The organism is Citrobacter sp. KTE151 (genome assembly GCF_000398845.1).
Lineage (GTDB): Bacteria > Pseudomonadota > Gammaproteobacteria > Enterobacterales > Enterobacteriaceae > Citrobacter > Citrobacter braakii.
In genome coordinates this window covers 266,963-279,393 of sequence record NZ_KB976059.1, presented here as the reverse complement: position 1 = coordinate 279,393, position 12,431 = coordinate 266,963, and the positions used below count along the sequence as shown (strand labels likewise).

Sequence of the window (12,431 nt, the reverse complement as noted above, 5' to 3'; positions counted from 1 at the left end):
CCTTTCTGAAATGGGGGCGGTAACTAGCTGGTCGATCCCAGCATGACAACAGGACGTTGGTACTGCGAGCCACGGCAGATCTTCTCAACGATAAACAGCAGCGTAATAGCAGAGCCAATCGGCAACGGGAGATAGTTTTGCCCGGCGCTTAAAATTGGGAATTCCGCCACGGGCTGTTCCCACAGCTCGAGGCATAGCATGGAGCCGTACCACAGAATGAACAGGCTTATCGCCATTAACATAACGTCTGCGACTACCGAGCAGTAACGGCGGGAAGATTCCCCCAGACGGTCAATCACCATGCTTACCGCGATATGCGAACCTGCGCGATAGCTCACCGCCGCGCCAATAAAGGTGAATGTCACCATACAAAGAATGGCGACTGGCTCAGGCCATGACAGCGCGTTATTCAGGACATAACGCGCGAATATGCCAATGGGGATAATGGCGACCATAACCAATAATGCGATACCGGCAATCCACATTGACACTCGATAAAAAAAATCCATTACCGATGAATAGCATTCACCCATAATCATCACCTCGAATTAATCAAAAGACTCAGGCGGAGGGTTGATATCCTCCACCCGATGAATTACTTCACATCCTGAATACGTTTGATCAAATCCTGGTGGTCTTTACCGTAATTATCCCGTACTGACTGCGTGGCTTTATAGAAATAGTCCGTATCAATATCGTGGAACTGAACACCGTTGGCTTTCATGGTCTCCAGCGATTTCGCATTATAATCCTGCCAAAGTTTACGTTGCTCTACCTGGGCTTCTTTAGCGAGTTTAATAATGAGTTCCTGGTCTTCTTTTTTTAACTTATCCCATTTGGCTTTCGAGAACAGAAAAAGCTCAGGAATAATAAAGTGTTTACTCCAGGTATAGTTTTTCACGACCGGCAAATAGTTATGCGCAACAAACGTTGGCGGGTTATTTTCCGTACCATCAATAACGCCGGTCTGCATGCCGCTAAATACTTCACTGACGCCCATCACAATGGAGTTAGCGCCCATCGCTTTTAGGGTATCCAGCGCTATCGGACTGGCCTGAACGCGGATTTTCATGCCGTGCAAATCTTCCGGTTTCACTACCGGATTCTTGGTGATCAGGTTGCGCGTTCCCGCATCCATCCAGCCAAGGAACACCAGTCGTGATTTGGTATTGGCTGTCAGACGGTCGCCAATCTCCTGACCAATCATGCCGTCGAGAACCTTATGCATATGGTCCTCATCGCGGAAAATATATGGCAGGGTAAACACGTTTATTTCAGGGAGAATTGCGGCAACTGGCGTCATTGAGACGCGAATAATATCAATGGCGCCTAATTGCGCCTGTTCAATCATCTGTTTTTCATCGCCTAACACACCACCAGGAAATGTTTTGATCTCCAGACGACCTTCGGTCGCGGCGCTAAGTTTCTCCCCCATATGTTTCACTGCAACAACGTTCGGGTAATCAGCCGGATGCACATCTGCGGCGCGAAAGGTTTGTGCCAGCGTTGCATGACTCGCCAGTAATACAGACGCGCCAATACACAGACTTAACAGGTTTTTTGTCAGTTTCATTTGTCCTTCTCCAGAAGTTCATAATATCCATTAACAGGAATAGCTTGCAGAGCAAATGACTGCCGGAATTAAAAACGGGCAGCGAGAAACTTTCTTAACGACGTTACCTGCGCAGACTAACTGGTGTAACAATTTATTTCGATGACTGCGTTCACAAAAAATCGCAGATGCTTATAATTTTTAGTACGCTGTTTCATTTTTGCAACGCAGATCGTTTTATTGATAAAAAAACAACGCAAAGAAGGCAATTTGATACTAATTACCCGCGTTAGCATTTCAATAAAAATAAAACACCAATATTTCGGGAGAATATCTTTCGAATGAAAAAGAGAAATGCAGGAGAGTATTAACACCCTCCTGCAAAGAAGTTGAGGATTACTGCCAGCCGTAGCGGCGGCTATAAAAACCTTTCACGAGCTGGGTTAATGTCATGTAGCCCGCCAGAATCGCAATCAGCCACGGGAAGTAGCTCAGCGGCAGCGCCTGCAATTGCAGATAGTTGGCCAGCGGCGAGAACGGTAATGCAATGCCTACCACCATGACCACCAGCGTCATCAGCATCAACGGCCATGCGGCGCGGCTTTGGATGAACGGCACGCGGCGGGTACGGATCATATGCACAATCAGCGTTTGCGACAACAGGCCTACCACGAACCAGCCAGACTGGAACAACGTCTGATGTTCTGGCGTATTCGCATGGAAGACGAACCACATCAGGCAAAATGTCAGAATGTCGAAGATCGAGCTGATTGGTCCAAAGAAGATCATAAAGCGCCCCAACTCGCTGGGATTCCAGCGCTGCGGCTTTTTGATCTGCTCTTCGTCGACGTTATCAAACGGAATCGCCACCTGGGATACATCGTACAGCAGGTTCTGAATCAGTAAGTGCAGCGGCAACATCGGCAGGAACGGTAAGAAGGCGCTCGCCACCAGCACGCTAAACACGTTACCGAAGTTAGAACTGGCCGTCATTTTGATATACTTCAGCATGTTAGAAAAAGTACGGCGTCCTTCGATCACCCCTTCTTCCAGCACCATCAGACTCTTTTCCAGCAGGATGATATCAGCCGCTTCACGCGCAATATCAACCGCGCCGTCAACGGAGATACCAATGTCCGCCGCGCGCAGCGCCGGGGCATCGTTAATGCCATCCCCCATAAAGCCAACCACATGACCTTCGCGCTTGAGCAGCGTGACAATGCGCTCTTTGTGCATCGGCGTCAGACGAGCAAACAGCGTGGTGCGCTGGGCCAGCGTTGCCAGCTCATCGTCGCTTAACCCTTCAATGCTGCTGCCGATAACCACATCGCCCGCATCCAGCCCCACTTCGTGACACACTTTCGCCGCCACCAGCTCGCTATCGCCAGTCAGGATTTTCACCGTAATACCGCTGGCTTTCAGCGCTTTGAGCGCTGGCGCGGTGGTCTCTTTCGGCGGATCGAGGAACGCAATATAGCCTTCGAGGATCAGATCTGATTCATCAATACGCTGGTAATCGCCCTCACGCGCTGGCAGGTACTTCGTCGCCACAGCCACCACGCGCAGCCCCTGGCGGTTCAGCGTATCCGTGACGCGCTTCACCCGACGCAGCATGTTGTCATCTAACGGGACAACCTCACCGCTGTAGCGCACCTGGGTGCAGACGCTGAGGATCTCCTGCAGCGCGCCTTTGCACACCAGCTGATGCACATCGGTTTCTTCAGCGACCACCACCGACATGCGGCGGCGTTCGAAGTCAAACGGGATCTCATCAATTTTCTGCCAGCGGGTAGAGAGCTGGCGGGCTGATTCTTCGTCCACGCCTTCCAGCACTGCCGTATCCAGCAAATTCTTCAGCCCGGTCTGGTAATGACTGTTCAACCACGCAGAATGCAGCACGTGCTCGCTGGGCTTACCAGATATATCTGTATGATTTTCAAGTACAATTTTGTCTTGTGTCAGGGTGCCAGTTTTATCGGTACACAGGATATCCATCGCGCCAAAGTTCTGAATAGCGTCGAGGTGTTTGACGATGACCTTTTGTTTTGACAGCTTCACCGCCCCGCGCGCCAGCGTCGAGGTGACGATCATCGGCAGCATTTCCGGGGTCAGCCCCACCGCGACAGACAGGGCAAACAGCGCCGCTTCCCACCAGTCGCCTTTGGTATAGCCGTTGATGATGAGCACAATCGGCGCCATCACCAGCATAAAACGGATCAGCAGCATGCTGACGCGACTGATCCCTTTCTGGAAAGCATTCTGCTCGCTTTCCTGCTCGCTGACACGGCCCGCCAGTTGCCCGAACCAGGTATTGGCTCCGGTCGCAATCACGATGGCCTGCGCCGTGCCGCTCACCACGTTGGTGCCCATAAAGCACAGGGTATCGCATTCGAGCGGGTTGCTTTGCTGCGGGTCGCGGCTGGTTGCGACTTTCTCCACCGGCAGCGATTCACCGGTCAGCGAAGCCTGGGCCACGAACAGGTCACGAGCCTGCACCACACGCAGATCGGCCGGGATCATATCCCCTGCCGCCAGCTTAATAATATCGCCGGGAACTAACTGGTCGATCGGCAGTTCAACCCAGCCGTTCTCTCCTTTCTCGTTGATAACGCGCAGCACCGTAGCGGTGTTACTGACCATCGCTTTCAGCGCATCTGCCGCTTTGGTGGAACGCGCCTCCTGCACAAAATTCAGCAGCGTAGAGATGACGACCATCAGAGCAATGACGCCAGCGGCAAACAGATCTTCGGTGGCATAGGAAATCGCACCGAGGATGGTCAACAAAATATTAAACGGGTTACGGTAGCAGACCCACAGATGCACCCACCACGGCGACGGCTTCTGCGCCGGCAGTTGGTTCTCGCCATGTAATTCGCGAGCGTTTTCCACTTCTGCGGCGTTTAATCCTTCCGGGTGCGCGCCAAACGTTTTCCACAGCGCGGCTTCGTCCATCAGCGCCATTTTCAGACAATGTTCGCTCAGCGATGGCGGGATCGGCGTGCTGGCAACGGTCTGGGCATTAGGCAACGGATCGCGATGCACCAAACGATGTGGTAAATGGCGGTTTAGCCGGGCAAATAGCTGGCGAGTAATATTTTTGAACATAGGCAGTCCCTCTACGCCAGTCTCAACAGGCGCAGTAAATCCTTCAGGCGTGGCAAAGCCTTACCTGATGGCAATATTAAAATCACAACAGGGACGTCAGAACGTCACTGTCTTACTGCTCCGGTAAGACAGTGAAAGACAGGCTTACCGGAAAGGGGGGTTTCTCCATCTCGGGAGAGGGGTGGGATCGGGATCCATATAGCCTCCGGTAAGTGAATGATTTGCGCTGCGGATTATACGCAGAAAACCATAAGGTTTGTGGCAATTATGGCAGTATGATAAACCATGGAAACTAAACCAAACGTATACCAGACTTTGCCCATTGCGCTGCGCTTGAGTAAAGTTATTCTCTATTTGGCATAACTTCACACGCAACACGGGAAAACAGGATGCAAAACCGGCTGACAATTAAAGACATCGCCCGCTTAAGCGGTGTGGGAAAATCAACCGTTTCCCGTGTGCTTAACAATGAAAGCGGCGTGAGCGAACGCACCCGCGAACGCGTTGAAGCGGTGATGAATCAGCACGGTTTTTCCCCTTCCCGCTCCGCTCGCGCCATGCGTGGACAAAGTGACAAGGTGGTGGCGATCATCGTCACGCGTCTGGACTCGCTTTCTGAAAATCTCGCCGTGCAAACCATGCTGCCCGCCTTTTATGAGCAGGGTTACGACCCGATCATGATGGAAAGCCAGTTCTCGCCCGAGCTGGTTGAAGAGCATCTCGGCATGCTCAGACGCCGCAATATTGACGGTGTGGTGCTGTTTGGTTTTACCGGCATAAGTGAATCCATGCTCGCCTTCTGGCAGGATTCGCTGGTGCTGCTGGCAAGAGATGCCAAAGGCTTTGCCTCCGTCTGCTATGACGATGAAGGCGCCATTCGCACCCTGATGCAGCGTTTATACGATCGCGAGCATCGCCATATCAGCTTTCTTGGCGTTCCCCATAGCGACGTGACCACCGGTAAGCGCCGCCATGAAGCCTACCTGGCGTTCTGTAAGAAACACAAACTGCATCCTGTAGCCGCGCTACCGGGTCTTGCCATGAAGCAGGGTTATGAGCAGGCCGCCAACGTCATCACCCCGGAAACCACTGCCTTAGTCTGCGCGACGGACACCCTCGCCCTTGGTGTCAGCAAATATCTGCAAGAGCAGCGAATTGAGAATCTACAGCTGGCGAGCGTGGGCAGTACGCCGCTGATGAAATTCCTCCATCCGGAAATTATCACCGTCGATCCAGGATATGCCGAAGCCGGACGACAAGCGGCCTCGCAGCTGATCGAGCAGATCAACGGCCGTAGCGAACTACGACAAATCGTTATTCCTTCCACCCTCTCCTGATCGCTTTCTGAGCGTTAATTTGTGATCTTCGCTGCGTTTCGGGAACGTTCCCATTTTTAAAAAATCATCGACGATATACTCTGGCCACAGCAACGAGAGAGTTGCCAGATGGCGATGCTAAAACGTCTTATCCGGCCTACGGGGAACACACATCATCATGAGCAAAATAAAACAAGCAGACATCGACCGGCTGATTGAGCTGGTAGGCGGGCGCGACAATATCGCCACGGTAAGTCACTGCATTACTCGCCTGCGTTTTGTGCTGAATCAGCCTGCGAATGCCAGGCCAAAAGAGATCGAACAGTTGCCGATGGTCAAAGGCTGCTTCACCAACGCCGGGCAGTTTCAGGTGGTGATTGGTACCGAAGTAGGCGATTACTACAAAGCGCTGCTGGCGACAACCGGCCAGGCCAGCGCCGATAAAGAGCAGGCGAAAAAAGCCGCGCGGCAGAATATGAAATGGCACGAACAGCTGATTTCTCATTTTGCGGAGATCTTCTTCCCGCTGCTGCCAGCGCTGATTAGCGGCGGCTTGATCTTGGGGTTCCGTAATGTGATTGGCGATCTGCCCATGAGCAACGGGCAGACGCTGGCGCAGATGCATCCTTCGCTGAAAACCCTTTACGACTTCCTGTGGCTAATTGGCGAAGCGATCTTCTTCTATCTGCCGGTCGGGATCTGCTGGTCAGCAGTGAAGAAAATGGGCGGAACGCCGATCCTCGGTATTGTGCTGGGTGTGACCCTGGTTTCACCGCAGCTAATGAACGCCTATCTACTCGGTCAACAGGTACCGGAAGTGTGGAACTTCGGCCTGTTCAGCATTGAGAAAGTGGGCTATCAGGCACAGGTTATTCCGGCACTGCTGGCCGGTCTGGCGCTCGGGTTTATTGAAACACGCATGAAACGCATCGTCCCGGATTATCTGTATCTGGTGATCGTCCCGGTGTGCTCGTTGATCCTTGCGGTGTTCCTCGCGCACACCTTTATCGGTCCGTTTGGCCGCATGATCGGCGACGGTGTCGCGTTTGCGGTCCGTCACCTGCTGACCGGCAGCTTTGCCCCGATTGGCGCGGCGCTGTTCGGCTTCCTGTATGCCCCGCTGGTGATAACCGGCGTGCATCAGACCACGCTGGCTATCGACATGCAGATGATTCAGAGCATGGGCGGTACGCCGGTATGGCCGCTGATCGCACTGTCGAATATCGCTCAGGCCTCTGCGGTAGTCGGGATCATCATCTCCAGTCGCAAACACAATGAACGTGAAATCTCCGTTCCTGCCGCGATTTCCGCCTATCTCGGGGTCACTGAACCGGCCATGTACGGGATCAACCTGAAATACCGCTTCCCAATGCTGTGCGCGATGATCGGTTCCGGTCTCGCCGGACTGCTGTGCGGCCTGAACGGTGTGCTGGCGAACGGAATTGGCGTCGGCGGTTTGCCAGGCATCCTCTCCATCCAGCCGACTTACTGGCAGGTATTTGGCATGGCAATGGTCATTGCGATTGTTATCCCCATGGTACTGACCTCATTCGTTTATCAGCGTAAACACCGTATGGGCACACTACAAATTGTCTAACTTTTCTTCGGGGCGCAGTTGCGCCCCATCGTATTTCCAGGAAACAACCATGAATATTCCCCACTGGTGGCAAAACGGCGTCATCTATCAGGTTTACCCCAAGAGTTTTCAGGACACCACCGGCAGCGGCACCGGCGATTTACGCGGCGTGACGCAGCGCCTCGACTATCTGCAAACGCTGGGGGTTGATGCCATCTGGCTAACGCCGTTCTATATTTCGCCGCAGGTTGATAACGGCTACGACGTCGCGGATTACATGTCTGTCGATCCGGCCTACGGAACGCTTGCAGACTTTGACGAACTGGTGGCGCAGGCGAAAGCGCGCGGCATCCGTATTATTCTCGATATGGTGTTTAACCACACTTCAACCCAGCACCCCTGGTTTCGCGAGGCGCTGGATAAAGACAGCCCGTATCGTCAGTTTTACCTCTGGCGCGACGGCACGCCAGACAGTCTCCCGAATAACTGGCGCTCCAAATTTGGCGGCAGCGCCTGGGGCTGGCACGCCGAAAGCGAGCAGTACTATCTGCACCTCTTTGCTCCGGAGCAGGCAGACCTGAACTGGGAGAACCCGGCGGTCCGCGCCGAGCTAAAAAAAGTGTGCGAGTTCTGGGCCGATCGCGGCGTAGACGGGCTGCGTCTCGACGTGGTGAATCTTATCTCTAAAGATCAGGACTTCCCGAGCGATCCCGACGGCGATGGGCGGCGTTTTTATACCGACGGCCCGCGTGCGCATGCGTTTTTACGTGAAATGAATCGCGACGTCTTCACGCCCCGCGGCCTGATGACGGTCGGCGAAATGTCTTCCACCACGCTGGAAAACTGCCAGCAGTACGCCGCACTCGATGGCAGCGAACTGTCGATGACCTTCAACTTCCACCACCTGAAAGTGGATTACCCCAACGGTGAGAAGTGGACGTTAGCCAAACCCGACTATGTGGCGCTCAAAACCCTATTCCGCCACTGGCAGCAAGGCATGCACAATCAGGCCTGGAACGCGCTGTTCTGGTGTAACCACGACCAGCCACGCATCGTGTCGCGTTTTGGCGATGAAGGTAAATACCGCGTTCCGGCCGCAAAAATGCTGGCGATGGTGCTGCACGGTATGCAGGGCACGCCCTACATCTACCAGGGTGAAGAGATCGGCATGACCAATCCGCACTTCCGCCAGATTACCGATTACCGCGATGTGGAAAGCCATAACATGTTTGCCACCCTGAACGGCCAGGGGCGCGATGCGCAAGAGCTGCTGGCGATCCTCGCCAGTAAATCGCGCGATAACAGCCGCACGCCGATGCAGTGGGATGCCAGCAAACACGCGGGCTTCACCCAGGGTGAGCCGTGGATCAATCTGTGCGACAACGCAGCGGATATCAACGTGGCGGCAGCGCTGCGCGATACCGACTCGGTGTTCTATACCTATCAGAAGCTGATCGCATTGCGTAAAGCAGAGCCGGTTATCACCTGGGGCGACTATCAGGATCTGCTACCGGGCAGCCCGCATCTGTGGTGCTATCAACGTGAATGGCAAGGACAGCGGTTGCTGGTCATTGCTAATCTGAGCGATACCTTTCAGAGCTGGCAGCCGACCCAGACCGACGGCAACTGGCAGGTGCTGATGCACAACTATGCCGAGGTCGCCAGCCAACCCACAGACATGACGCTGCGTCCTTTTGAAGCCGTCTGGTGGTTGCAAAAGTAACGCCGCAAAGATACGGATAAGCATCTTTATCCGTATCTTTTATTATGCAATCCAGGTGTGACGTATAGCGATACCTGAAATGTACCATGATAAAATTTACAAGCGCTGGAGAATAAAACAAAAATACACCTGCCTCTTATTATATAACCCGGCAGGATATTATGAAAAAACTTATTAGGACATGTACTCTTTCAGCATTACTGATTAGCAGCCAGGGATGGTGTGGGAATACTGCTGTTGATTTACGTTTTGGTCATAACACTAACTCTGACGTTAATGATTCAAGAATTAAGGTCATGCACCAAGCTGATAATGGTTTTTATTTTTCTGTTGAAGCCGCACAAAATCACAATGACACATTTTTTGGCGATACCGATCGTAACGACCCCGATGATAAAGGTGTTACTGAAGCTGCTCAAGAAATAGAAACACGCTGGCGTTTTGACTTAGGTGACGGTTATGCTATTGCACCAGGCTTAGTTACGGTATTTACCACCAGCAACACACATTACCGCCCTTTTATTCAGGGATGGAAATCTTTTGACAACGGGATTAATCTCTCCGCTCGTTATCGTTATAACACCGTAAATGACTCACACAGTGACAGAGAATTAGACGGCAGCGGGTATACCCGCCGCGAATCTCACCAGTTCGATATCTGGTTTGCTTATAATATTGGCAAGTTTGGTATGTCTTATAATCCCCGTTTCCGCTGGCAGGACGGGGTCGACCAGGGAACGGGGGATGATACGTACTGGGAACATACCGTGGCATTCAATTATAAACTGGACGATGGTTGGACACCGTATGTTGAGCTAGTGTCTCTTGATAAAACCTACATCAATGACAACGGAAATCATGAAAATGATTATGCCGTACGTCTGGGCATCGTTAAGCAACTCTGATGTTTTACGCCGCATCGTGTTGCAACAAATAGCAACCGATGCGGTCAACAACGGTCAGCAGCTCTAGTTGGCCTTCCCGTTGATACAAGGAAATCGCATCGATATCAATGTCGAGGGGCCAACACAAAGTAGCCAGCGCCGCTAACGAAGATTCTCTTCTGGTAATCGCAATTATTTTTAGCCCTTTACGCAACGCATTTCTTGCCATTTCAACTAAAGAAGCGGTTTCTCCCGATTTACTGATCAACACCAGTGTTCCTCGGGAGACCCGAGTAAGCTGATGAATATCATTGAGAATTAAATGGGGCAGACTCGCCAGTGAGAGAAAACGAGAAAGGTAATTCAAACTGGTCAGCGATGCACCACGTGAATATAAAAATATATGACTTGAATTACTCAACTGGTTACACAATTGTATAATTACTTCTTCTTTTTCGTTGCCAATACTATATTTTACCGGCTCGGCAACGCGTCGGTCTCGTGAAAATTTATAGCGTAGTTCCGTATAGCTTTGATACCCCATTTTCTTACACACCCGATTCACGGACGTCGTCGTAGTGAAGGTCTCAGTAGCAATCACTTTAGCGGAAATGCCAGAAATTTCATGTGCATGACACTGTATATATTCAAATATTAATCTTTCACTACCTTGAAAAGAATTCATAAAATAGCACTCTTTAACTACAGATAGAATAATCATACCCGTATCCTAGGCCAGACACTGCAATACGAATCACACTATCATGATACAGGTATGTCCATACGCAATAAGTATCACCAAACGTTTATTGGTTTGTTTAATTCTCTTTATAATTTTCGCAGTCCTATTTTCAGAGATTTCACAATGACAAAACTAAAAATTGTTGCAGTAACGGCATGCCCTACAGGTATCGCCCATACATTTATGGCGGCCAACAAAATTGTCACATGGGCGAAAGAAAATGGCTTTAACGTTAAAGTAGAAACACAAGGAAGCGACGGAGTCAAAAATAAGCTTTCCCGGCAAGATATCGCCAGCGCTGACGCTGTCATACTGGCAACAGACGTTCCCATCCAGGATGCTGAACGATTCGAAAACACGCAACATCTTAAAATTCGTACACAGGAACTGATTAAAAATACCGAGCGCTATATTCGCCAGGCGCTAGCCTTAAGCAAAGGATCCACCCAAATAACTGACGAATCGGAAGAGCGTCGTTCCGCATGGCAAATATTTATTGGCCATATTATGGCGGCAATCAGCTATATGTTGCCTGTCGTCGTTCTGGGCGGATTGCTCATGGCGGTGGCTAAAATAACCGGGCAATTTATCCCCATCGCCGGTACGCCGTTTGAGGTGCTGGATAAACTGGGCTTTATGGTTATCAAGTTCATGTACCCAGTATTCGCTATGTATCTCGCCTTTTCGATTGCCGGGAAACCTGCGCTGATACCCGGCCTTATCGGCGGAATTATGTCTGACGAAGTCTACAAGCGCTTTTTTAATCTCGAAGGTTTTATGCCTTCGGGATTTTTTGGTGCAATCGCTATCGGCTTTTTTGTCGGCCACCTGGTGCAATGGCTTAACGATACGATAAAAGTACGCCAGCAAATCACTACCATCAAAACCATGTTGATCGTGCCACTGTGCACCGGTATCACGCTGGTTATTGTGATGCAGTATCTGATTAACCCCATTTTTGGAGCACTGAATCAGGCGATGGTGACCTTTTTTACTTCCGCCGGGGACTCCGGACGCAATTTTTATTCTCTGATGATCGCAGCAGGTACCGCTTTCGACCTCGGCGGACCAATTAACAAAGCGGCGGGATCGGTGGCGCTGGGACTTAACGGCGTGAGCGAGACCTTCGATTTAACGGCCAGAGAGTTGGCTATCGTCATCCCTTCAATCGGCGTCGGCATTGCCGCATTGCTCAATAACCGCTTCGGTCTTCCTGATGTGTTCAATAGTGAAGAAAAAACCATCGGTAGCACCTCGTTACTACTGGGATTCATTGGCATTTCCGAAGGGGCGATCCCCTTTATTCTGAAAAACCCACGCCTGATTCCCGTCTTTATGGTCGGCGCGATGTCTGGCGCACTGATTGCTACAACGTTAGGCGTCAAACAATCCTTACCGCTGCCCGCTATTTGGGGATGGCCGCTAGCTACCAACGTTACGGGTTATCTGATCAGCGTTTTCGCAGGCTCTCTGGTGTGCGCGTTGGGCGTGCTTTTCTTCAGCCCGAAACTGGCAACAAATTCAGGAAAGTAA

At 51.5% G+C, this 12,431-nt stretch carries 10 protein-coding genes; 5 read left to right on the top strand and 5 right to left on the bottom strand.

The window, feature by feature from the left end; all coding sequences use genetic code 11:
* Positions 1-23: 23 nt before the first annotated feature.
* From WC7_RS22900 to mgtL, 4 genes are all read right to left on the bottom strand, one after another.
* Positions 24-533 (bottom strand): TRAP transporter small permease, encoded by a 510-nt coding sequence (locus WC7_RS22900; RefSeq protein WP_016151489.1) that lies wholly within the window; start codon positions 531-533, stop codon positions 24-26.
* Between the two features lie 62 nt (positions 534-595).
* Complete coding sequence (locus WC7_RS22905) at positions 596-1,573, bottom strand: TRAP transporter substrate-binding protein (RefSeq protein ID WP_016151488.1); 978 nt, start codon at positions 1,571-1,573, stop codon at positions 596-598.
* Between the two features lie 375 nt (positions 1,574-1,948).
* On the bottom strand, positions 1,949-4,657 hold the full coding sequence (gene mgtA, locus WC7_RS22910; protein WP_016151487.1) for a magnesium-translocating P-type ATPase: 2,709 nt from the start codon (positions 4,655-4,657) through the stop codon (positions 1,949-1,951).
* A gap of 144 nt (positions 4,658-4,801) precedes the next feature.
* Entirely contained in the window at positions 4,802-4,855 is a 54-nt protein-coding gene (mgtL, locus tag WC7_RS27270; protein ID WP_350186061.1) for a mgtA regulatory leader peptide MgtL, read from the bottom strand.
* A gap of 191 nt (positions 4,856-5,046) precedes the next feature.
* On the opposite strand from mgtL, the gene treR reads away from it, so the two are divergent.
* The 4 genes from treR to WC7_RS22930 all read left to right on the top strand — a co-directional run bounded on the left by treR (position 5,047) and on the right by WC7_RS22930 (position 10,177).
* The gene (gene treR / locus WC7_RS22915) at positions 5,047-5,994 is read left to right on the top strand and encodes a trehalose operon repressor TreR (RefSeq protein WP_016151486.1); all 948 of its coding nucleotides are present in this window, start codon (positions 5,047-5,049) and stop codon (positions 5,992-5,994) included.
* A 157-nt stretch (positions 5,995-6,151) separates the two neighbouring features.
* Positions 6,152-7,570 (top strand): PTS trehalose transporter subunit IIBC, encoded by a 1,419-nt coding sequence (gene treB / locus WC7_RS22920; protein WP_016151485.1) that lies wholly within the window; start codon positions 6,152-6,154, stop codon positions 7,568-7,570.
* Positions 7,571-7,619: 49 nt separating this feature from the next.
* Positions 7,620-9,272, top strand: a complete 1,653-nt coding sequence (treC, locus tag WC7_RS22925) for an alpha,alpha-phosphotrehalase (RefSeq protein WP_016151484.1) — start codon at positions 7,620-7,622, stop codon at positions 9,270-9,272.
* A gap of 161 nt (positions 9,273-9,433) precedes the next feature.
* Positions 9,434-10,177 (top strand): oligogalacturonate-specific porin KdgM family protein, encoded by a 744-nt coding sequence (locus WC7_RS22930; RefSeq protein ID WP_016151483.1) that lies wholly within the window; start codon positions 9,434-9,436, stop codon positions 10,175-10,177.
* A 4-nt stretch (positions 10,178-10,181) separates the two neighbouring features.
* Here WC7_RS22930 and WC7_RS22935 read toward each other — a convergent pair whose 3' ends face one another.
* Positions 10,182-10,841, bottom strand: a complete 660-nt coding sequence (locus tag WC7_RS22935) for a MurR/RpiR family transcriptional regulator (RefSeq protein WP_032946888.1) — start codon at positions 10,839-10,841, stop codon at positions 10,182-10,184.
* A gap of 180 nt (positions 10,842-11,021) precedes the next feature.
* Here WC7_RS22935 and WC7_RS22940 point away from each other — a divergent pair, with 180 nt between their 5' ends.
* A complete protein-coding gene (locus tag WC7_RS22940) occupies positions 11,022-12,431 on the top strand; it encodes a PTS fructose transporter subunit IIC (protein WP_016151481.1) in 1,410 nt (469 codons plus the stop codon).

Excerpts from the sequence above, each read along its gene's own strand:
- treC (WP_016151484.1), top strand. The coding sequence starts at position 7,620 with ATGAATATTCCCCACTGGTGGCAAAACGGCGTCATCTATCAGGTTTAC.
- treB (WP_016151485.1), top strand. The coding sequence starts at position 6,152 with ATGAGCAAAATAAAACAAGCAGACATCGACCGGCTGATTGAGCTGGTA.
- WC7_RS22900 (WP_016151489.1), bottom strand. The coding sequence starts at position 533 with ATGGGTGAATGCTATTCATCGGTAATGGATTTTTTTTATCGAGTGTCA.
- WC7_RS22905 (WP_016151488.1), bottom strand. The coding sequence starts at position 1,573 with ATGAAACTGACAAAAAACCTGTTAAGTCTGTGTATTGGCGCGTCTGTA.
- treR (WP_016151486.1), top strand. The coding sequence starts at position 5,047 with ATGCAAAACCGGCTGACAATTAAAGACATCGCCCGCTTAAGCGGTGTG.
- WC7_RS22935 (WP_032946888.1), bottom strand. The coding sequence starts at position 10,841 with ATGAATTCTTTTCAAGGTAGTGAAAGATTAATATTTGAATATATACAG.
- WC7_RS22930 (WP_016151483.1), top strand. The coding sequence starts at position 9,434 with ATGAAAAAACTTATTAGGACATGTACTCTTTCAGCATTACTGATTAGC.
- WC7_RS22940 (WP_016151481.1), top strand. The coding sequence starts at position 11,022 with ATGACAAAACTAAAAATTGTTGCAGTAACGGCATGCCCTACAGGTATC.
- mgtA (WP_016151487.1), bottom strand. The coding sequence starts at position 4,657 with ATGTTCAAAAATATTACTCGCCAGCTATTTGCCCGGCTAAACCGCCAT.